We start from the raw sequence: 21,983 nt of genomic DNA, 5'->3' as shown, positions 1-21,983 counted from the left end.
CGTTAATGTTGCTTAGTAGCGGTATGTGTCTGGCTTGTAAGGGCCTTGTTTTTGCACACCAATATATGCTGCTTGTTGATCAGTTAATACAGACAACTGTGCATTCAGTTTTCTCAATTGTAATACCGCAACTTTTTCATCTAAATGCTTAGGCAAAGTATATACACCTACTGGGTAATTAGCAGTTTGCGTAAATAACTCAATTTGCGCAATAGTTTGATTGGCAAACGATGAACTCATCACGTAGCTTGGATGACCAGTGCCGCAGCCTAAATTCACCAAACGACCTTTTGCTAGCAAGATGATTTTTTTACCATCAGGGAAAATCACATGGTCAACTTGTGGCTTGATTTCATCCCACTCATACTTCTCAAGAGAAGCAACATCAATCTCGTTATCAAAATGGCCAATATTACAAACAATCGCTTGGTCTTTCATTTTAGCCATATGGTCATGGCTAATCACGTGATAATTACCAGTTGCCGTCACAAAAATATCACCGTGTTCACACGCGTAATCCATGGTCACTACGCGGTAGCCTTCCATCGCCGCTTGCAATGCGCAGATTGGGTCAATTTCAGTGACCCAAACTTGTGCTGAAAGTGCGCGTAGAGCTTGTGCAGAGCCTTTACCCACATCGCCGTAACCCGCTACGATAGCTACTTTACCTGCAATCATCACGTCAGTTGCGCGTTTAATCGCATCAACCAATGATTCACGGCAGCCGTAGAGATTATCGAATTTTGATTTAGTTACTGAGTCATTCACGTTAATCGCTGGAAAAGCTAATTTGCCTTCTTTATGCATTTGATACAAACGATGCACGCCAGTGGTGGTTTCTTCAGTCACGCCGATAATCTTGGCTAAACGCACTGAGTACCAAGTTGGATCAACTTTTAACTTAGTTTTAATTGCATCAAACAAGCAAACTTCTTCTTCTGAAGTAGGATTTGCAATCACTGACAAGTCTTTTTCTGCTCGTGTACCAAGATGAAGCAACAATGTCGCATCGCCACCGTCATCTAAAATCATGTTTGTATAGCCACCGTCAGTCCACTCAAAAATGCGATGAGTGTAATCCCAGTACTCAGTCAAGGTTTCACCTTTAATGGCGAATACTGGCGTGCCGCCAGCAGCAATTGCGGCAGCAGCGTGGTCTTGGGTTGAGTAAATGTTGCATGATGCCCAACGTAGTTCAGCACCCAAGTCTTTTAGTGTTTCAATCAGCACGGCTGTTTGAATGGTCATGTGCAAAGAACCCGTAATACGCGCACCTTTAAGTGGTTGCGCTTTAGCAAACTCTTCGCGAATGGCCATCAAACCTGGCATTTCTGTTTCAGCAATCGCAATTTCTTTGCGGCCAAAAGCAGCTAAGCCAATATCGGCAATTACATAGTCTTTACTTGTATTTTTAATATCTGCAGTCACAATATTCATTTTTAATTTCCTTGAATGTGTGACCGGGGGGATGGGGAATAAACTAGAGATGCTAACGCTTTTCTCACCCGTATCCCGTGCCCGGCACGGTTAATAATGGTGAGCGCCGTTAAAACATTTTCCGAGCCTGGGAGGATGATAAGTAACTTCAGCTCTCGCAGCGCTCCTCGGAATTTCTAAATTATACTTGATATTTTTTAAGTCTACAAATAGATAAAAACACCTAAGTAAATAATTTTGTTACCAAATCTCATATTGGCTCCATATTTCATGAATATCATTAATCCCCCAAGCACTTGGATTTTCATGACCCACAATTGAGTCTTGTTCATGTGGTTTTGATAAATCAATCAATTCTATTTTTATTCGAGATTTTGATTTTGTAGAGAAAAACACTTTAATAATAGGCAACAATAACGACTTCGGGCTTTGGTCAATAACGACTGCTAAACGGCCAGATTTAAGTTTTACCATAGAGCCAATTGGATAAATACCTACACTTTTTACAAAGGCTTTAAATACTCGATCATCAAAATGCTCAGTCCACTGCGCCATTCGTTGTAATGAAACCCCTGGTTCCCAACCTTCTTTGTAGGGACGATTCGATGTAATTGCATCATATACGTCACACACCGCACCCATTTTGGCAAAAATGCTGATTTCTTCTGATTTTAATTTGTGCGGATAACCTGACCCATTCATTTTTTCGTGGTGATGCAAACAGACGTCGAGTGTCACTTCATCCAAAATACTAGCTTGGATTAGCATGGCATGGCCTCGCTCTGGATGCAGCTTAACTAAGCTAAATTCCTCTTCCGTTAGTGCGCCAGGTTTATTGAGCACCTCGATAGGAATCCCTGCTTTTCCCAAATCATGTAGTAAACCAGCCAATCCTGCTTGCTTAGTTTCAGCGTCAGTTAAATTGAGCTCTTTAGCCAGTGCCACCATCAATGCGCATACTGCTATAGAGTGCATGTACGTATATTCATCTTTGTTTTTTAGTCGCACTAGGCTAATCAATGCACCCAAATTGCGATCTACCGACGCTGCAATCTCGTCCACTAATTGCATCGCGACCTCAGTATCGACGGCTTTACCCATCCGTACATCGTGAAACATAGATGCAACAGCTTTTTTAGAAGCGTTAATCACTTTTTTTGCTTGTGTTTGCTCTTGTGCAGCCGAGATTTGTTTAGGCTTTGGCAACGGGATGGGGATATCTAAGACTTCAACAGTCACATCTACGACCATAGAAGTGACTGACGCTACAACCTCATTAAGCTCTTCAACATCCAAGCCTTTAGAGGTATCAATAACAACTTCTTTAATGACACTAGCTTGCAGCTTTTTCAAATCAGAAGGATCTTCTAATTTGAAAGCTTTTTTCCAGAAGGGATGGTCTATCCAAGCACCTTTCAGCTCTTGGATAAACATACCTAATCGAACTTGTTTTGTAGAAACAACTTTTAACATACGCCACCACTAACAATACTCTAACAAATAGTTAGCATTATTTTAGCAAGGGCGTAGTTAATCCAATTGTTCTAAATAGACGCTTTTAATGCCGCAGCTTTATCAATCGCTTCCCAAGTGAACTCAGGTTCATCTCGGCCAAAGTGACCATAAGCGGCTGTTTTTGCGTAAATTGGACGTAGCAAATCCAACATTTTTACGATACCTTTTGGGCGTAAATCAAAATGCTCTCGCACCAAAGCGGTCAGCACTTCGTTGCTGACCTTGCCTGTACCGTAAGTTTCGACCATGACGCTGGTTGGCTGTGCAACGCCAATCGCGTAAGAAACTTGAACCAAGCAACGCGATGCCAAGCCTGCAGCGACAATGTTTTTAGCCACATAGCGACCTGCATAAGCCGCGCTACGGTCAACTTTTGATGGATCTTTACCTGAGAAAGCACCGCCGCCGTGCGGTGCAGCACCACCGTAAGTATCTACAATGATTTTACGACCCGTTAAACCACAATCACCTTGTGGACCGCCAATAACAAAGCGCCCTGTAGGGTTCACTAAATATTTAATGTCACCTTTTATGAGTTCTTTTGGCAACATCGGTTTGATGATTTCTTCAATTACCGCTTCACGAATGGCTTCTAAGGTCATTTCAGGGGCATGCTGCGTTGAAACCACAACGGTATCGATTGAGTCTGGCTTACCATCTACGTATTTAATGGTTACTTGTGATTTTGCATCTGGACGCAACCAAGGCAAGCGACCATCTTTACGCAACTGTGCTTGACGCTCCATTAAACGATGGCTCAGCCAAATAGGCAGTGGCATTAACTGTGGCGTTTCATCAACGGCATAACCAAACATCAAACCCTGGTCACCCGCACCTTGGTCTAGTGGGTCATCATGGGCGCCATCCACGCCTTGGGCAATGTCTGGTGATTGTTTGTCATAAGCCACTAGTACGGCACAACCTTTATAGTCAATACCGTACTCGGTATTGTCGTAACCGATACGTTTAATTGCATCACGCGCCACTTTAATATAGTCAACATTCGCTGTTGTGGTGATTTCACCAGCTAATACAATCAAACCAGTATTGGCTAGGGTTTCAGCGGCTACACGGGCGGTTGGGTCTTGGGTTAGAATAGCATCTAAAATACTGTCTGATACTTGATCTGCGAGTTTGTCTGGGTGACCTTCAGAAACAGATTCTGAAGTAAAAAGATATTCATTCATTGATATGCGCCTTGGAAACTAAAATTTAAAAAAATGAAATGAAATTCATACTAAAGGCTGAAGCATGAATCACAGGTCAAAGACTAACCGCTTATTGTACCTAACTATTTAAGTAATATAATTAAAATAAGAAGAATTAATAACAGCCTATTCCATCAATCAATTTATAATACGACGATGAATTTACACTTTACAAAAATGCAAGGCGCTGGCAATGACTTTATCGTCATTAATGGAATTGACCAGCCATTTCAGCTCACAGCAGACCAAATCCAAACCTTAGCGCATCGCCAATTTGGTATTGGATTTGATCAACTCTTATTAGTTCAAACCTCTAAAGTTGCCGATTTTAAATACCGTATTTTTAACGCCGACGGTACTGAAGTTGCCCAATGCGGCAATGGCGCTCGCTGTTTTGTACGCTTTGTTGTAGATCAAAAACTAAGTAGCAAACATGAAATTAGCGTGGAAACTGCCAGCGGCATTATTACGCCAAAGTTGGAAAATAATGGTTTAGTCACAGTGAATATGGGCGCACCTAGATTGTCACCAAGCGAAGTGCCTTTCATTGCTGACACTGCTGCCAATAGCTATTCACTAGAAGTTGCGAATCAACAAATCATTATTTCAGCCGTTTCTATGGGCAATCCGCATGCAGTGCAAATCGTAGATGATGTTGAGACCACACCAGTAGTAGCCCTAGGTAGCCAGATTGAAGTACATCCGCGCTTTCCTGAGCGCGTAAACGCGGGCTTCATGCAGATTATTGATGAGCACCATATTAAACTAAGAGTGTTTGAGCGCGGCAGCGGCGAAACACTTGCTTGCGGCACGGGTGCTTGCGCAGCAGTGGTTGCGGGCATCCAATTAGGGCGATTACAATCTCCAGTCAAAGTATCTGCCCATGGCGGTGAACTGCACATTACTTGGCAAGGCGGCAACTCAGCCGTGATGATGACAGGCCCTGCGGTGACAGTATTCACTGGCAGCATTGAAATATAATTTAATAAAAACGCGCTCACCTACGATAACTACAAGCGATAACCACAAGGACGATTATGCAAGAAGATATTCAAAATACGATTTCAGCTGACGACGTAAAAACTTATTTGCGCGCACATAAAAACTTTTTTGAAGAGCATGCCAGCTTACTGACCGAAATCTTTTTGCCTAGCCCGCATGGTAGCGGTGCAATCTCACTAGCGGAACGTCAACAACTAGCCCAGCGCGACAAAATTCGCGTGCAAGATGTCATGCTTGCGCAATTGATTGAGTTTGGCGAACAAAATGACGTCACCAGTCATAAAGTACATAATTTCAGTGTTAAATTGCTTGAAAATATTGGCCTAAACAAGCTACAACCGCTCATTGCTGAAAACATGCAACATGTGTTTGATGTAACAGAATCTCAAGTGCACATTTGGCTAAAACCAAATGATGAATCGCATGCGCAAGAAGTAGCTTTTACGCCTGTTAACGATGCTTTTAGCGACTGGGTAGTTGCACTAGAGGCGCCGCACTGCGGCACTAAACCTGAATCTGCTCAACGTTTAGTTGGCGAGAACCTTCAATCTTTTGCATTTATTCCGCTTTACAAAAACGGCGATAAAAAACATGCATTTGGTGTATTAATACTAGGTTCAGAAGACCAAAAACGCTTTAAAGCCGATATGGGTTTAATGTACTTAAAACGAATAGGTGATTTAGTCAGCGCTTCGTTCTCAAACTATTTGTAAGTGACGCATAATATTTAGGTACATCTATAGGCAATAATCCACTTAAATGAACCACTTGGACGACTACTTTAAACACTTAACTTTCGAGCGCGGCCTAAGTGCGCTCACGCTAAAGAACTACTCCAGAGACCTACAGTTACTGGAAACGTTAGCTGACAATACCGCTTTAGATGCCATTACCAATACGCAAATCAGGCGTTATATCGCCAGCCTGCATGGGCGTGGACTGAGTAGCAAAACTATTGCCCGCGTACTTTCTGCTTGGCGCGGCTTCTATCATTACCTTACGCAGCATAAAGGTTATCTGCAAAATCCTGTCATGGGTTTACGAGCGCCGAAATCAGCCAAAACTTTGCCAGTAGCGCTTTCAACAGATCAAGCTGTTAAGTTTGTAGACATTAAAGGTGATAGCCTGCTTGAACGGCGAGATCACGCCATTCTAGAGTTATTCTATTCATCGGGTTTACGTTTAGCTGAGTTGGTAAATTTAGAGATAAATATGTTAGATTTTTCTGAAGGCACCGTTACCGTCACAGGTAAAGGCAACAAAACCCGCATTGTACCTATGGGTAACCACGCCGTTACTGCCATTCAAACTTGGCTACAAAGCCGCGCACTCATTAAAATTGCGGAATCCAACCCCAATGCGCTTTTTGTCACGCAGCAAGGTAAGCGTATCACACCGCGAGCGGTGCAATATCGCGTAAAAGAATGGTCTATCAAACAAGGCCTCAATATCAGTATGCATCCACATATGCTACGCCACAGCTTTGCAAGTCATGTGCTTCAATCTAGCCAAGATTTACGCGCTGTGCAAGAAATGTTAGGTCATGCAAACATCAGCACCACACAGATCTACACGCATCTTGATTTTCAGCATTTAGCCTCCATATATGATAAAGCACACCCAAGAGCTAGAAAAAAGTAGCAATACCATACTAATTTAGTCTGCTATACCAGCATAATGTATGGCAAAATACCAAGTACACAAATTTTTATTGATAAAGGAAACACATCATGGAACATACTTTACCAGCCCTACCATACGCAAAAACAGCTTTAGCACCACATATTTCAGAAGAAACTTTAGAGTTCCACTATGGCAAACATCACCAAACTTATGTAACAAACTTAAATAACCTAATTAAAGGCACAGAGTTTGAAAATTCAAGTTTAGAAGAAATCATCAAAAAATCTTCAGGCGGCGTTTACAACAACTCAGCACAAATTTGGAACCACACTTTCTTTTGGAGCAGCATGAAACCAAACGGCGGCGGTGCTCCTACAGGTGCTTTGGCTGATGCTATCAATGCAAAATGGGGTTCTTTTGATGACTTCAAAAAAGCATTCCAAGCTTCAGCTGTGGGTAACTTCGGTTCAGGTTGGACATGGCTTGTTAAAAAAGCAGACGGCTCAGTAGACATCGTTAACATGGGCGCAGCGGGTACACCACTGACCACTGGCGACAAAGCATTGTTAACTATCGACGTTTGGGAACATGCTTATTACATCGATTATCGCAACGCGCGCGCTAAATTTGTTGAAGTGTTCTTAGCTTCATTAGCCAACTGGGATTTTGCAGCAGCTAACTTTACTAGCTAGAGTTAATTTATTTGGTGAGAATATAAACGTAACCTTTACCCTAAAGCCTTAGACATTGTTCTAGGGCTTTTTTGTTTTGATTAGACCTGATTTATCAATTGCACATAAATTAAGAGCATGCTCAATTGCTGGAATATTAAGTGTGGACGTCACCCGTTTCGATAGACATATCATAATGTCAAAATTGTAATGGAGAGTTAATAATGAAGGGCATCAGATATACAGCCGAATTTAAGGCCGAATCTATACAGCATAAATAACTAATGTTTATAAAAGTTTAGGGTGCGCTCTAATAGCCTATCAATGTGAATGTTGCAGAGAGTAACTTGCAAACTATTTCGTGTAAGATTTTAAGATTAAGCTCGTCCTCTTTACGCTCAAGTTAAGCACCTAATCTTAGGTTCTCACGACTCAATACAGCTCGCTTAGATCCGTATTTACTAATGATTAGCGCTATGTTTACCTAGATTGATTGAGCCTCTATGCATGTGCACGCAATTATTTAGAAATTTCTGAATCTTATAGCCAACTCCTCTTACTTGCATTACTGCCTCAGATTTAAACTCCCCCAGCAAAATACTAACTAACCCTAATTATATTCATATCTTTTAATTAAGATGAAACTTTGCCTAAAAAAACAGGGCATGTCCCAGTATGTTCGGTAGCGAACTAAACCTGCTAAGCATTTAGTTTACTATGTAATAGATGATTCCAGATAGCTGTTTATACCTAGACTTAACATTTTTAACATATAGCTGGTGTGTTAATTAAGTCTTACTTAATAAGACATTAATGCGGGCTGTTGATGTTCGTAGGTTTAGTCAACTGAGTTATTCAGCCTGTGAGATTTTAGTTATCTGGAGTAATAGAAAAATTGTATTTATTTAAATGGAATCAATTTGTTTGGAGTCTAAATAAATCATTTTTTGTATCAATGCTTTTGACGTCTGTACTAACCAGTTTTTGTATACCCGTATTTGCTGCTGAGACTAATCACTTGAATATTAGTGCAAGTGAACGCCACCAGACAGCACTCACGAAAGCTAAAAAAGGTCATTTTGATGAGGCGCTTGCGGCATTTGCAGAGTTAACTAAAGACTTCCCCGATGATATTGGTATAAAGGCTGACTATATCGTTGTACTTACTTGGGCAAACAAAAATCAGGAGGCATTAGATTTTGCAAAGTCTATAGACCTGAATGTGGCTCCGACTTATTGCATCAATGCGCTGGCGAGAGCCGCGCGTGATTCTGGAAATTATGCTCAAGCGCTAAAGTTGTACGGGCAAGTGAAGCAACGTGAGCCAAGTAATCTTGATCCAGTTTTAGGTATGGTACTTAACCATATAGATGCGAACGAATTCGATATCGCTAATTCAGATTTATCACTTTTACGTCAAACATACCCGAATAATATTGAGGTTTATCGTGCCCTATCTTATTTTGGGCAGCAGACTAAGCAACCAGTCGTAGTGATAGACGCTAACACTCATATTTTAGCGCTGAATAATAAAGATAAAGAAGCAGCAAGGTCGCTGATTATCGCCGCGAGAGAAGCTGGCGCAACGACGCAAGCAATGATGCTGGTTGAGATGTATCCAAATGCTGTTGATAAAAATGAAGTGGGCAAAATAAATAATGATGCTGCTGCACTCTATATTGCATGGGGGCTAAACAGTGTTAAAGACCCTGCTAATCGTTTTGCTGATACCGATAAAGCGTTGGTAAAGCTAGATGAAGCCTGCCAATGTGATTGGAATACGCTTGACTTACATTCAGATAGCAAGCAAAACTTGGCGTTTGATCGCATAGTGGCGCTTCGTAATCGCTACCGTATGCAAGATGCTATTAACCAATATTCACAGTTGGGGAAAGCTAATATTACTGCACCAAGTTATGTTTTGAGTGCTGTGGGGGATGCTTATCTATACAAGCATATGCCAGAAGAAGCGCTTAAAGCTTACGATGCATCAATCGCTAAAGATGCAAGCAATATAGAAACCAAATTTTCTAAGTTCTATACCTTGATCGAGCTTGAGCGGTTTGATGATGCATCCAAACTTTTAAACAGCTTATCAAAAGATGTTCCTGATTATAGAAGTAGACCAAAAAATCCTGTTATCAGACCCAATGATGCAAAATTTGAAGTGGACAGCAAATCTGCCTATCTGCTTGCATATGGAGATGATTTGGCGGGTGCTGAAGCTAAATTTCAAGCACTCAATAATATCGGCCCAATGAATCATGATGTTGATGTAGCTTTGGCTGAAATTGAGCGCTGGCGTGGATGGCCAGAAAAAACTGAGCTGCGCATGTCAAAAACTATTCAGGAATACCCAGATGAGATTTTGCCTAAAACCCTTCTTGCTAACGCACATCTAGATCTACGCGAATGGCGAGTTGCAGAGGCTGAAACACAGTCTTTAGTACGTGACTACCCTGAAAACTCAACAGTGCAAGAGCTCAATAGACGCTTGCAACTACATAAGAGTCGACAACTCACAATGGATGCTTTTACCAGCCAATCGTCAGGTTCTACCCTAGGTAGCCGCAGTAAAGGTTTAAATGCTGTTTTATATTCAAGCCCAATTGATTACAACTATCGCGCATTTTTGAGTACTCAGTATGCGTATGCCAACTACCCCGAAGGCGTTGGCCATGCGTTTTTTCCTGGCATTGGTTTGGAGTATACCAATAGAGATTGGCGTTTAACTGGTGCAGTGAGTGAGGCTATACCAAACAATAACGGCATTACCTCTACTTTGACGGCTGAATATCGTGTTAATGATTACTGGTCTTTAGCCTCTTTGGTAGATATCAATTCTAGCCAAATGCCGCTTCGTGGGCTAAGAACAGGCAAGAGTGGAGACTTAATAAATATTAGCAGCATATATCGATGGAGCGATTTAACTCGTGCCTCTATCGTCGCGGGTTACATGAATATGGATGATAGTAATCAACGCGAAATTATCAATATAGCGTTTGATCGTCGACTCATTACAAAACCTCATAATAAATTAACGACTCATTTACTCGTTGATACCTCACACAACAAACAAGTTGATGTTAGTTATTTTAATCCAGCGAGCGACCTTGATACAAAAATTATTCTAGACAACGAATGGATGCTATGGCGACGTTACGAGCGTTCATTTGGCCATCGCCTACAAATAGGCGCAGGACAATACTGGCAGAAAAACTTTGGCACAGATTCAACTTGGACTGTTAGTTATGAACAGCAGTTTAAATGGGATGATGCTTTTGAGATTGACTATGGCATTGAACGAAGTCGTCATCCATATGATGGTGTTAATGAAACTGCAACCCAATTTTTTGCTAGATTAAATTTACTGTATTAATGATGAAAAAATATATATTCGTATTACTCATGATGTTAACTTCGTCAGCATACGCGGCTAATATCAATCCCGCTTCGCAATCGTTTGAAGTGCTTAGTTACCATGATGTTAAAGATGTTGTCGATGGCGACCTTGATCAAGAGGATACAACAATATCAACTAAAAATATGTCACGTCATTTTGCTTGGTTACAGGCGCATGGCTATCATCCAATCAGCATTGATGATGTGTTAAATGCACAATCTGGTAAGAAACCGTTACCTCAAAAGCCTATTTTGTTAACTTTTGATGATGGTTATGAAAGCTTTTATACACGCGTTTATCCATTGCTCAAGTTATATCAGTTTCCTGCAGTTTCAGCCATTGTTGGCAGTTGGTTGCAAGTTGAAAATGGAAAGTTGGTGGAGTATGGAGATGAGAAAATCCAACGTTCACACTTTTTGACTACCCAGCAAATCAGAGAAATGGCTAATTCTGGTTTAGTGGAGTTCGCATCTCACACTTACAATTTACATCAAGGAATATTAGCTAATCCACAAGGCAATAAAATGCCAGCAGCAGTGACTTTGCAGTATGACCCTGAAACAAAACAGTATGAAGCTGAAGTCGATTATCGCAATCGCATCAAGCAAGATTTCATCAAAAATAATGAGTACATACGGAGTCTTACTGGAAAGCCACCTCGAGTAATGGTATGGCCATATGGCGCATACAACGAGATAGCCACTCAATTGGCCGTTGATACAGGCATGCCACTGACACTAACGTTAAGGGATGAAGAAAATGCTAGTACTAGCAATTTAATGCAAATTGATCGATATTTAATTGGTGCAAATCCGACTGAGAAACTATTGTCGGAAATTGAAATGCATCCCTTACCTATTGATGCTCAGCGCGTGATGCATATTGACTTGGATTATGTCTATGATAAAAACGCTGAGCAAATGAATCGTAATATCGACATATTAATCGATAGAATAAAGTCATTAGCGCCAACAACGGTTTATCTACAAGCATTTTCAGACTTAAACGGAGATGGTGTAGCTGAGGCATTGTATTTCCCAAATCGACATATTGAAGTGCGTGCCGACATATTCAGTAGAGTGTCTTGGCAACTGATGACTAGGGCTAACGTGAAAGTTTATGCCTGGATGCCAGTGCTAGCATTTGAGTTAAAAGATAAAAAACTGCAAGCTTCTCTACAAGTAGTTTCTGCTAAACCATTAGCTGATAAAAATTCATACAAACGTTTATCACCGTATTCCATTCAGGCCAGACAAATCATCAAAGATATCTACAGTGATTTAGGGACTTATACCAAGTTCTCAGGAATCTTATTCCACGATGATGCCATGTTATCTGAGGATGAAGACGATAGTAAATTCGCACGTGTGGCTTATCAAAAAGATTTCAAATTGGCTGGTGGTATTGCAGAAATTAAGAAAAGCACAGCAGAATCTAAAAAGTTAATAACCTTAAAAAGTAAGCAGTTAACGGACTTTACAGTTGAGTTAGCCAATACCCTTAAAAAGTATCAACCGGGTATAAAAACTGCACGAAACATATATGCCTCAGCAGTGTTAAATCCAGATAGCGAACGTTGGTTAAGCCAAAATTATGAAAATTTTCTAGCTACTTACGACTACACCGCTGTAATGGCTATGCCCTTCATGGAAAATGCCAATGACACTAAAGCATGGTTAAAAACCTTAGTCGCAAAAGTAAGCGAGAGTAAAACTGGCTTGCAAAAAACAGTTTTTGAACTTCAAGCTAAAAACTGGAATACGAAGCTATATTTATCTTCAGACACCCTAAAGCAACAATTTCAATTATTAGGTGACTCTGGTGCTCGGCATGTTGGCTATTACCCCGATGACTTTTTAAATAACCAACCAGATTTAAACGTAATTCGTCCATACATCTCAGCAAGAGACTTTCCCTATTTGCCCACGGATAAATAAGAAAATATGAAGCTATTTAAGGGTGAAATCTAATATGTGGTATCAACATTTATCAGAATGGTTATTCGGGTTTGCATTTTATTATCCATTGTTTATGGCGTATTTATGGATGGTAGGTGCTCTGTATTACTACATCAGCAAGGAACGTAAAGAGCCTTTATATGACACGCCTCCCGTATTAACCGAGTATCCTTTCGTCAGTATTTTGGTGCCTTGCTTTAATGAAGGCGCTAATGCGTATGAGACGATTGGCGCACTACTAGACCTTAATTATCCTAATTACGACGTAATTTTAATCAATGATGGCAGCACAGATGACACTGGTGTAATTATTGATGATATTGCTGCAAAGCAACCTAATGTGAAAGCGATCCAGCTCTCTAGTAATCAAGGCAAAGCCATGGCGCTAACGGTTGGCACCATGATGTCATCCAGTGAATATTTAGTGTGCATTGATGGCGATGCAGTCCTTGATCGCAACTGTATCACGTGGATGATGCGTCATTTTGTGTCTGGATCTAGAGTGGGTGCAGTGACAGGGAATCCAAGAATTCGGAATCGATCTACCATGCTAGGTAAGCTGCAGGTCGGAGAGTTTTCTGCAGTGATTGGGCTTATTAAGCGTGCTCAACGAGTATACGGTCGTGTGTTTACTGTTTCGGGCGTTGTAGCAGCATTTCGAAAATCTGCATTACACCAAGTCGGCTATTGGAGCACCAATATGGTGACAGAGGATATTGATATTAGCTGGAAGATGCAGACCCATTATTACGATGTGAGATACGAACCTAATGCGCTTTGCTGGATATTGATGCCTGAAACTTTAAAAGGTCTGTGGAAGCAGCGAGTTCGCTGGGCGCAGGGCGGAGCAGAAGTACTGTTCAAATTTAAAGATATTTTCAGTGATGTTAAAAAACGTCGCATGTGGCCGATCTATACCGAGCTAGTAGTCAGTATCATTTGGGCATATTTAATGTGCGTCATTTTTATATTATGGATTCTTGGCAACTTCATTGATTTGCCAAATTACCTGCAAGTTACTTCTATAGTACCAGGCTGGAATGGCACCATACTTGCAGTGACTTGCTTATTACAGTTTGCTGTTAGCTTGTTCATCGACAGCCGTTATGAACCGCAAATACGCCGATATTATTATTGGATGATTTGGTACCCCATGCTCTTTTGGATGCTGTCGGTAGCAACCACTGTGGTGGGTTTGCCAACTGCATTTTTTAAAGACCGAAACAAACGTGCAACTTGGACTAGCCCAGATCGAGGCATTCATCAAAATGAAAGAACACTATGAAAAATTCATTGATTATAGAAAGACCTGAATTACAATCTATGACGCAACGTTATGGTTGGAAGTCTGTAACATTTGCTTTTTGGATGTTTTACGTTTACTTGTGGGTGCCACTGATTACCCTAGTCGTATGGTGGGTAGGCGTAAAGTTATTCCATACCAATATGATAGAGTTAGAAGGTTATAAAAGCCTTGTAGACAAGTTGGGTGTGTATTCTGCAGTCATTTTGATTATTAGTATGATCTTAATAGGTTGGGCGGAAATTAATCGTATGCGCTTTAAGAACAGAATCAGAAGATTAGATAATAACGAATTGAGTGTTGCTGAAGTGGCGGAAAAGTATAATTTGGATACCTATCATTTAACGCTGCTTAGGCAAAAAAAATCGATCACTGTACATTTCAATGAAAAAGGCGGCATTTCTGAATTTAATCAATATTAGGAAGTTAAGATTACTATTGATTTAGTATGAACTTATTTTGAGATCCAAATTAAAAGCCAGCTGAATTCATTTGATTGGAAAATGCTAATTTTGTTAGTTTAAATTACTAAGTTATAAGCCATATCAGGACGGCATATAACTTAGTAAGTTTTAAATTAGGATTAATTAAAGACGTATTGGTGGTAGATAGTGGCCTGGAAGTATTCCCACAGCCGTCAGAATAATCAAAATCAGCAAAACAAGAAACAGCACACGAACAATCTGAGCAATAGGCGCAGGTAGTGGCAATAAACTGACTAACCACCAAATAAGTCCAAAAACAACTAAATACACAATTAAATTTATTATGATGTTCATATTTTCAATTTTCTTTAAAATTAAGATGAGTATCAGAATAACAACTCTTTCACACTAGGTATGTGCGTAAGCGTACAGTTCATATTTGATTAGTAAAATGTAGATCATCAACTTAAAACTTTAATTGAGACTCATAGAGTAAAATTTTTGAAGAGATTGTAGGTATGCGACTGACTTGAGCTCTTATCTACCGTTACTTCTTAAAAAACACACTCATTAATTTTTAGAGTCTACTGAGCATTTAAGCGGATTTGCATTTACCCTATCAAGTTCAAGCTGTTGTTGTTTGTATTGCTTTAAGCTTCCAAAACGTAAAGCAAATTGTCGAGTAAATTCAGCGCCCAAAAATAAAATTTGAGCTGAATAATATACCCAAATTAATATAGCAATGACTGAGCCTGCTGCACCAAAACTTGAGGCAACCGCGCTCTTACTAATATAGAGACCAATGAGATATTTACCAAGCGTGAACAAGCAAGCGGTAAATATAGAGCCAATAGCAACATCTTGCCAAGATAGTCGCTTATCTGGCAGTATTTTATAGATGACAGCAAACAGGCACGCAATGACGCAGAATGAAATAAATGATGTCAATATTGTAAATAATAGTGCTGAACCACCCCATATGCTGCCTACATATTGTTCAAACACGCTCAACAATGTGCTGACTACCAGCGAAATTAGAAGTAAAAAAGTGAGTACTAATACAAGTCCGAATGACAATAGGCGTGTTCTTAGCAATATACTCATTGCTGACAGCTTCGATTTTGGCACGCCCCATAGCTCGTCTAAGCTAGCCTTTAACTCTGTAAATACACTGGTAGCGCCTATTAATAAAAGTACTATAGCTACCAATGTGGTTAACTGTTCACCTGCAGGATCTTTTGCAGCAGCTAATATTGCTTGTATGGCTACAGCGCCATTATGACCAACTAAGTTTTCTATCTGATGAATAATTTGCCCTTGTGCCGCGGCATCGCCAAAAAAGAAGCCAGCTACCGCAATTGTTAGGATTAATATTGGCGCAAGAGAGAATAGTGCATAGAATGCAAGAGCAGCGCCTTTACTGGCACCACGGTGATCTAGCCATGAAAAAAACGAGTCTGTAAAAAGTACCAATAATGCTTTAATAAACTTCATCTTGATGTGTCCTTTAAAAATCTGGTCAGAGTTTGTTTTTACTTGTTAACCCAGCAATGGACTTCACCCGCTTTAGTAGCGCATTTTGTATTCTAATATTATTTACTTTGGCGAAAAAAACTTACCTGATTACGTCCCGCGCCTTTAGCTTTGTACATAGCTTTGTCAGCATTTTTTATTAGTTGTTCTGAACTAGAGCCGTCTTTGGGGTAATAAGCCACACCTATGCTACAAGAGATCTTTGCAGTTTTATCTTTTAATTTAAAGGGTTTGGCTAGTTGCTTTACAATTTTTTGACTTAGACTTTTTATCTGCTCGACCCCATCAATTTCAGTCAGGATAACGGTAAACTCATCGCCACCTAGACGGGCAACAGTATCTGCTTTTCGAATACATGCATTGATACGTTTTGAGACCTGTTGCAATAAGTCATCTCCCGCGTCGTGCCCATGCTCATCATTGACCTCCTTGAAATGATCTAAATCGATGAACATCAAAACGATAGGAAGAGCGGTTCTTTCAGCATGCTTTATATCTTGTTTTAGTCGATCTTGAAATAGCCGGCGATTCGGTAAACCAGTAAGCTCATCATAATTAGCCTTGTGCCAACTTAACTCTTCTGAAGCTTTACGTTCCGTAATGTCGCGAGATATGCCAACTACAGCCTCTACTTGAGCATTTTTGTTCATCACTGGGGAGAAAATATATTCAAACACCCTCTTATTACCTGCCTTAGAAGGGTGCACAATTTCACCGCTCACTATTTTCTCTGTGTGAATAACTTTCTTAAGCCATTGATGTATCTCTTTAGCAAAGGTAAATCTAAGATCAGGATAGGTTTTACCAATGATCATCTCACGCGATGTTTCGTAAACATCCAACCCTGCTTTATTAGCGTAAGTAAACTTACGCTCAATGTCGAAAATAAAAATTTGGTCGGATGATGCCGAAAGGACTGTACCGAAAAGACGACTTTGTAATTCTTTTTGTCTTGAATAACTGATGATAGACTCAGTCACTGCTTGATCAATGGCTTCATTAAATCTTGTTATATCTTGGATATCAGTTTGCTGGAAATCACAGTTTGACTTAACCCATAGCGCTATAACACTCGCTCGTAACGCCCTGAATTCAGACACAGTTTCATCTATGCTGAAGCCAGCCTCCAAACGCTCAATGCCATGGTCTACTGAGGCTTTCTTTTTGTTGTTGGTTGATTCAATACCTTTTGATTTGTCCGACTGCTCTCGTTTCGTCTGATGCGTACCTAAATCGGTAACAATATCCATTAACATCTTTTTAGCGTGATCGCGTAGTCCTGACTTATTGAGATCATTAGCAGAGTTAATGCTGGACGCAAACTCTTCCCATGCCTGGAGAATGTGTTCGATATTAGCTTGGATGAAACTGGCAAGTTGCATGGAGCACTCTTAATGGATAAGTTTAATTAGAGTTGAGTATATCGGTAAATGAGAAAAGCTAAAGCCTATTGATTTAAATTAAAACTTTTAAACGTTCTATATTAATCCTGTATAAACAAAAGTTCGTAAAGAGAGTAATTTACTCCAGAATTCTATAAAGTTATTATCTCGCTTTGTGAATATCAAGGATAATATGACATTTATATTAACTGGCTAGAACGTGCATCTATAAAACCTTTAAATAGGTCTAACTCGATATGTCCATTCGAAAGCGCATCACTAGAATCTACATATGACAAAATTAATCAAACCTACGCAAGACCCTAGAGAAAATAACATTCTTGCTGCATTACCCAAGTTAGATTACGAAAGGATTTTACCCGATCTAGAGCTTGTAGAGATGCCACTTGGATGGAAGATCTCTGAAGCTGGCGATCACGTAAAGTTCGTTCACTTTCCAATTAGTGGAATTGTTTCGCTAATTTATGGGCTAGAAGACGGTTCCTCAAGTGAAATTGCGATTGTTGGTAACGAAGGGATGATTGGCATTTCCATTTATATGGGCGGTGAAAGTATGCCCAGTAGCACTGAAGTGCAATGTGCAGGTTATGCTTTTCGGTTAAGTAGGGCAATTTTAAAGCGAGAATTTGCTCTTGGTGGTCCACTGCAGAAAATTGCACTACTTTACACACAGGCTTTAATTGCTCAGACCTCTCAAACTGCGGTATGTAATCAACACCACTCACTAGATCAGCAGCTATGTCGCTGGTTATTGATGAGTATCGACAGAATGCACGTAAATCAAGTTGTAATAACACAAGAATTAATCGCAAGATTATTGGGCGTACGTAGAGAAAGTGTGACTGATGTTGCGGGTAAGTTACAAAAGGATGGCTTAATAACTTATACACGTGGGCGTATTACAGTATTAAGTCGCGCCAAACTTGAGAAGCGAGTATGTGAGTGTTATGCATCTGTAACTAAAGAGTATGAGCGCTTGCTTCCAGATGTTAAAAATTAACTTCTTTTAAGTTTCACTAGGAGAACTATCGAATAGTAATTTTTTAACTTTTGATACGAGCTTTTCCATTTAGAATGCACAAAAAGCTACCAATACAGCGAAGGTGATGTGTGAAGGTTTATATCAAGCTAGCAGGCAAAAAATAGTAATAATTAATACGTAACTAAAAGGGCCCTAGATTAATAACCTAGGGCCTTTTCTTTGTGCTTTTCATTGCTAATTATCAGCTCGTTACAAAGTAGGTTTGGCATTAAACTTACTCAGCCTTACTTCTGAAAGCATAGTCTTATAGACCAAGTCTTTTTCTGACATTAGAGCACGTATTATTTAATAACCATACTGCTAATTCTGAGTTATACATGGTACGTGAAATGGCAAGCGCACCGACCATTTCAGTCAGCACTGAGGCAGCCAACTCCTCTGGATCTGGCTTATTTAACTTAATTAAAATGTCAGATAGAATATTGACTGTGCGCTGTATACCTAACTCAAAACGTGCTTTGGTATCGTTTGACATGCGTGCGACATCGCCATTAAGCGCAACTATTGCACATCCTTTGTCCCGCATATCACGGTGCTTAGGACTCAAATATGAATCAATATAATTTTCAAGTGCCGCAGAAAGATCTGCGCCATTCAAACTTTTCTCAAAAGCTTCTACGCGCTGCTCAAGTATAAATGTGATAGCTTCTGCCACAAGGTCATCTTTAGATTTAAAGTGCGCATAGAAGCCGCCATGCGTTAAGCCCACTTTAGCCATGAGCGCTGCAACGCTTATATTTTCTGGCCCATGCTCACGAATTGCGATTGAGGCCTCTTCTATTAATTTTTGATGAGTACGCTGTTTGTGCTCATTGTCGTAGCGCATAAGTTTTCCTATCGTTAATACTGATTACCCCTATTATATTACAACTATCATATAAATACTTGCATCTAGCTTTTTATTATTATATGATGAACATAATTTAATAAATTAACTTAATTAAATCATAGGTTAAAAGCCTAACTTTGCTTTTTAATTAGGCTTTTATATGATGGTAACAATATAAAAGGCGTCTACTTTAAAAATTAGCACTCAATATGGATGAAAAGGAAAGATAAGATGAAAAATAAAATTGCATTAGTGACAGGCGCCTCATCAGGCATAGGCAAAGCTACGGCAGAGCGGCTCGCAAACGCTGGCTATAAAGTTTACGGCACAAGCAGACGAGGCGCTCAAGCGGGCAAGCAATTGTTCGAGATGTTAGCTCTAGATGTGACCAGCGATGAATCGGTAGCAGGTGCCGTTGCTGAGTTAATTCGCAAGGAAGGCCGAATTGATTTACTCGTTAACAATGCTGGCTTTGGTGTCGCCCCCGCTAGCGCTGAGGAAAGCACCATTGAGCAAGCCCAGTGCATTTTCGACACCAATTTCTATGGCATATTACGAATGACTAGTGCCGTGGTGCCACACATGCGCAAACAAGGTGGCGGTCGCATTCTCAACATCAGTTCTGTGCTTGGTTTCTTGCCAGCGCCATACATGGCACTGTATGCCGCAACCAAGCATGCAGTTGAGGGTTATTCAGAATCCCTTGACCATGAACTACGCACCAGAGGTATCCGCGTATCAACCATTCAACCAGCCTATACAAAGACAGGCTTCGATTCGAACTTACTAGAGCCAGATGCGAAGCTTGATGAGTATGGAACAATTCGTGCTGCATTAAATGTCAGAGTGAAAACGTTAGTCGAAAGTGGAGACGAGCCTAGTGTGGTGGCCGATACTGTATTAAAAGCAGCCAATGCCACTAGCCCAAAACTAAAGTACACCGCTGGTGGTCTCGCCTGCCAACTGAAATTTTTGCGTAGATTTGCACCTACATTCTTACTGGATGCTGGGCTTAGAAAAGATTTGCGTCTAGACGCGTAGAAAATGTTGCCATGCACAAACTGCCCACAGCAGTGAAAACATGCAAAATAAACTAAAGGTACACGTATGACATCTTACACAACACCCAAACTGCATGGTGCATGCGAGTGTGGCACTTGCGCCTTTGAACTAAGTGTCACTCCAACAACACGCTTTATTTGTCATTGCACAATTTGCCAAGCATTTACTGGCAAGCCATATGCTGATATGACTATCGTTCGCGCAAAACACCTTAGACTGATAAACGCTGATAATATTTCATTCAAGAAATATCGTCCTCCACCTAACATTGATCGCGGACTCTGCCTAAACTGCAAGAAACCAGTAGTGGAGTTTGGTGGCTTGGGGCCATTAAAATGGGCTTTTATTCCTACCAGTAATTTTGAATCTAAAGTGCTGTTGCCCTCTCCGCAAATGCACCTCTTTTATAACAGGCACGTAAAGGAAGCTTTAGACAATTTACCTAAGCATAGTGGTTATTTTAGGAGCCAAATTGCAATCAGCAAAATGCTGATTCAATCATTTTAAAAAGGTAAAAAGGCCGCAATGGCGGCCTTTTTACTTTACATACGTTAAATCAAACTACCCCAATAGCACCAAGCCCCACACCACCAATACTATCGACAGTGCAAAAAACACCGCTGCACTGCCAATATCTTTAGCGCGTTTTGCAAGCGCATGATGCTCTGTCGAAGTATGATCTACCGCCGCTTCAACCGCAGAATTCAACAACTCCACAATCATGACCAATATCACACTGGCAATCATCAAGGCCTTTTCAATGGAAGTTTTACCCAAATAAAATGCCAATGGAATTAATACAATCGCTAAAAATACCTCTTGCCGAAACGCATCCTCATGCTTAAACGCCGCTTTAAAACCTTCTATTGAATAACCAAATGCGTTAATCAAACGACGTAAACCAGTTTTGCCTTTAAACGGACTTTCCATACTAGATTTCATGTTTTCTAGACTTTCTTCATTAAATAATCGCGCAATATTAGCATGCTTACTCGCAGCACTTAAAGCCTTGCGTTATCATAGTGCTTTTATTCAGTACATAAGGCATTGAAAATGGCACGCACAGTCAATTGTATCAAATTAGGTAAAGAAGCAGATGGCATGGACTTTCCTCCCTACCCAGGTGAACTTGGCAAACGCATTTATTTAAGCGTGAGTAAAGAAGCATGGGCAGCATGGCTAAAACAACAAACCATGTTAGTGAATGAAAACCGCCTAAGCTTGGCAGACCCGTCTGCACGTAAGTATTTAACCGAGCAAACTGAAAAGTACTTTTTTGGTGAAGGTGCGGATATGGCCACTGGGTATGTACCTCCAAAGAGTTAGCTTAATGAGAAATAGAAAAACTCTAATACTTACACTCGTCGGATTATTAGCGTTTTTATCAAGCCTATTTTTCCCTGCATTTCAGTGTTCACATGGTGGCAGCTCATACCCTGGACTTGGAGTTCTAATGTTAGGTTGGATGGGGTTACTGACACTAGATCCCAGATGGATGTTAAATATCATATTTATTTTAGGGGCTGTCCTAGATAACTAGCCCATATGTTTCTTAACCCATTGTTTTAT

General features: G+C 40.4%; 20 protein-coding genes and 1 riboswitch. Of the genes, 12 read left to right on the top strand and 8 right to left on the bottom strand.

Annotation, left to right across the window (positions count from 1 at the left end; all coding sequences use genetic code 11):
• Nucleotides 1-12: 12 nt before the first annotated feature.
• The 3 genes from ahcY to metK all read right to left on the bottom strand — a co-directional run bounded on the left by ahcY (nucleotide 13) and on the right by metK (nucleotide 4,139).
• Nucleotides 13-1,437: an adenosylhomocysteinase gene (gene ahcY, locus PSU78_RS04920; protein WP_300385124.1), complete on the bottom strand. Its 1,425-nt coding sequence runs from the start codon at nucleotides 1,435-1,437 to the stop codon at nucleotides 13-15.
• 94 nt (nucleotides 1,438-1,531) lie between these two features.
• Nucleotides 1,532-1,612, bottom strand: a riboswitch (S-adenosyl-L-homocysteine riboswitch).
• Between the two features lie 65 nt (nucleotides 1,613-1,677).
• Complete coding sequence (locus tag PSU78_RS04915) at nucleotides 1,678-2,910, bottom strand: HD-GYP domain-containing protein (protein WP_300385121.1); 1,233 nt, start codon at nucleotides 2,908-2,910, stop codon at nucleotides 1,678-1,680.
• A 71-nt stretch (nucleotides 2,911-2,981) separates the two neighbouring features.
• Nucleotides 2,982-4,139 carry a methionine adenosyltransferase gene (gene metK / locus PSU78_RS04910; RefSeq protein WP_300385119.1) on the bottom strand — a complete coding sequence of 386 codons (1,158 nt, stop codon included), beginning with the start codon at nucleotides 4,137-4,139 and terminating at the stop codon, nucleotides 2,982-2,984.
• A gap of 177 nt (nucleotides 4,140-4,316) precedes the next feature.
• Here metK and dapF point away from each other — a divergent pair, with 177 nt between their 5' ends.
• From dapF to pgaD, 8 genes are all read left to right on the top strand, one after another.
• The gene (gene dapF, locus PSU78_RS04905) at nucleotides 4,317-5,141 is read left to right on the top strand and encodes a diaminopimelate epimerase (protein WP_300385116.1); all 825 of its coding nucleotides are present in this window, start codon (nucleotides 4,317-4,319) and stop codon (nucleotides 5,139-5,141) included.
• A 56-nt stretch (nucleotides 5,142-5,197) separates the two neighbouring features.
• On the top strand, nucleotides 5,198-5,875 hold the full coding sequence (locus PSU78_RS04900) for a DUF484 family protein (protein WP_300385113.1): 678 nt from the start codon (nucleotides 5,198-5,200) through the stop codon (nucleotides 5,873-5,875).
• 46 nt (nucleotides 5,876-5,921) lie between these two features.
• Nucleotides 5,922-6,803 carry a tyrosine recombinase XerC gene (gene xerC / locus PSU78_RS04895; protein WP_300385110.1) on the top strand — a complete coding sequence of 294 codons (882 nt, stop codon included), beginning with the start codon at nucleotides 5,922-5,924 and terminating at the stop codon, nucleotides 6,801-6,803.
• 89 nt (nucleotides 6,804-6,892) lie between these two features.
• Nucleotides 6,893-7,477, top strand: a complete 585-nt coding sequence (locus PSU78_RS04890; protein WP_300385108.1) for a Fe-Mn family superoxide dismutase — start codon at nucleotides 6,893-6,895, stop codon at nucleotides 7,475-7,477.
• Between the two features lie 940 nt (nucleotides 7,478-8,417).
• A complete protein-coding gene (gene pgaA, locus PSU78_RS04885) occupies nucleotides 8,418-10,835 on the top strand; it encodes a poly-beta-1,6 N-acetyl-D-glucosamine export porin PgaA (protein ID WP_300385105.1) in 2,418 nt (805 codons plus the stop codon).
• Nucleotides 10,835-12,796, top strand: coding sequence for a poly-beta-1,6-N-acetyl-D-glucosamine N-deacetylase PgaB (gene pgaB / locus PSU78_RS04880; protein ID WP_300385102.1), 1,962 nt, complete (start codon nucleotides 10,835-10,837; stop codon nucleotides 12,794-12,796). Before pgaA ends, pgaB begins: the two co-directional genes overlap by 1 nt.
• A 34-nt stretch (nucleotides 12,797-12,830) precedes the next feature.
• Nucleotides 12,831-14,102, top strand: a complete 1,272-nt coding sequence (gene pgaC / locus PSU78_RS04875) for a poly-beta-1,6-N-acetyl-D-glucosamine synthase (protein WP_300385099.1) — start codon at nucleotides 12,831-12,833, stop codon at nucleotides 14,100-14,102.
• The gene (pgaD, locus tag PSU78_RS04870; protein WP_300385096.1) at nucleotides 14,099-14,542 is read left to right on the top strand and encodes a poly-beta-1,6-N-acetyl-D-glucosamine biosynthesis protein PgaD; all 444 of its coding nucleotides are present in this window, start codon (nucleotides 14,099-14,101) and stop codon (nucleotides 14,540-14,542) included. The genes pgaC and pgaD overlap by 4 nt, the downstream gene beginning before the upstream one ends.
• A 165-nt stretch (nucleotides 14,543-14,707) precedes the next feature.
• On the opposite strand, the gene PSU78_RS04865 is transcribed toward pgaD, so the two are convergent.
• From PSU78_RS04865 to PSU78_RS04855, 3 genes are all read right to left on the bottom strand, one after another.
• Nucleotides 14,708-14,899, bottom strand: a complete 192-nt coding sequence (locus tag PSU78_RS04865; protein ID WP_300385094.1) for a Thivi_2564 family membrane protein — start codon at nucleotides 14,897-14,899, stop codon at nucleotides 14,708-14,710.
• 216 nt (nucleotides 14,900-15,115) lie between these two features.
• A complete protein-coding gene (locus tag PSU78_RS04860; RefSeq protein WP_300385091.1) occupies nucleotides 15,116-16,039 on the bottom strand; it encodes a YihY/virulence factor BrkB family protein in 924 nt (307 codons plus the stop codon).
• Nucleotides 16,040-16,137: 98 nt separating this feature from the next.
• Nucleotides 16,138-17,460 carry a diguanylate cyclase gene (locus PSU78_RS04855; protein WP_300385088.1) on the bottom strand — a complete coding sequence of 441 codons (1,323 nt, stop codon included), beginning with the start codon at nucleotides 17,458-17,460 and terminating at the stop codon, nucleotides 16,138-16,140.
• A gap of 292 nt (nucleotides 17,461-17,752) precedes the next feature.
• Between PSU78_RS04855 and PSU78_RS04850 the strand changes: the two genes are divergently transcribed.
• On the top strand, nucleotides 17,753-18,481 hold the full coding sequence (locus PSU78_RS04850) for a Crp/Fnr family transcriptional regulator (RefSeq protein ID WP_300385085.1): 729 nt from the start codon (nucleotides 17,753-17,755) through the stop codon (nucleotides 18,479-18,481).
• A 286-nt stretch (nucleotides 18,482-18,767) separates the two neighbouring features.
• Here PSU78_RS04850 and PSU78_RS04845 read toward each other — a convergent pair whose 3' ends face one another.
• The gene (locus PSU78_RS04845; RefSeq protein WP_300385083.1) at nucleotides 18,768-19,349 is read right to left on the bottom strand and encodes a TetR/AcrR family transcriptional regulator; all 582 of its coding nucleotides are present in this window, start codon (nucleotides 19,347-19,349) and stop codon (nucleotides 18,768-18,770) included.
• A gap of 234 nt (nucleotides 19,350-19,583) precedes the next feature.
• Here PSU78_RS04845 and PSU78_RS04840 point away from each other — a divergent pair, with 234 nt between their 5' ends.
• Nucleotides 19,584-20,393: an oxidoreductase gene (locus PSU78_RS04840; protein ID WP_300385080.1), complete on the top strand. Its 810-nt coding sequence runs from the start codon at nucleotides 19,584-19,586 to the stop codon at nucleotides 20,391-20,393.
• 66 nt (nucleotides 20,394-20,459) lie between these two features.
• Nucleotides 20,460-20,921 carry a GFA family protein gene (locus tag PSU78_RS04835; RefSeq protein WP_300385077.1) on the top strand — a complete coding sequence of 154 codons (462 nt, stop codon included), beginning with the start codon at nucleotides 20,460-20,462 and terminating at the stop codon, nucleotides 20,919-20,921.
• 54 nt (nucleotides 20,922-20,975) lie between these two features.
• Here the strand turns inward: PSU78_RS04835 and PSU78_RS04830 are convergent, their stop codons facing one another.
• Nucleotides 20,976-21,356: a diacylglycerol kinase gene (locus PSU78_RS04830; protein WP_300385074.1), complete on the bottom strand. Its 381-nt coding sequence runs from the start codon at nucleotides 21,354-21,356 to the stop codon at nucleotides 20,976-20,978.
• 111 nt (nucleotides 21,357-21,467) lie between these two features.
• On the opposite strand from PSU78_RS04830, the gene PSU78_RS04825 reads away from it, so the two are divergent.
• Nucleotides 21,468-21,740 carry an oxidative damage protection protein gene (locus PSU78_RS04825; protein ID WP_300385072.1) on the top strand — a complete coding sequence of 91 codons (273 nt, stop codon included), beginning with the start codon at nucleotides 21,468-21,470 and terminating at the stop codon, nucleotides 21,738-21,740.
• Nucleotides 21,741-21,983 lie beyond the last annotated feature (243 nt).

The organism is Methylotenera sp. (assembly GCF_029945705.1).
In the GTDB taxonomy this organism is placed as follows: domain Bacteria; phylum Pseudomonadota; class Gammaproteobacteria; order Burkholderiales; family Methylophilaceae; genus Methylotenera.
The sequence above is the reverse complement of the archived record's forward strand: the minus strand, read 5'-3'. Positions and strand labels throughout refer to the sequence as shown.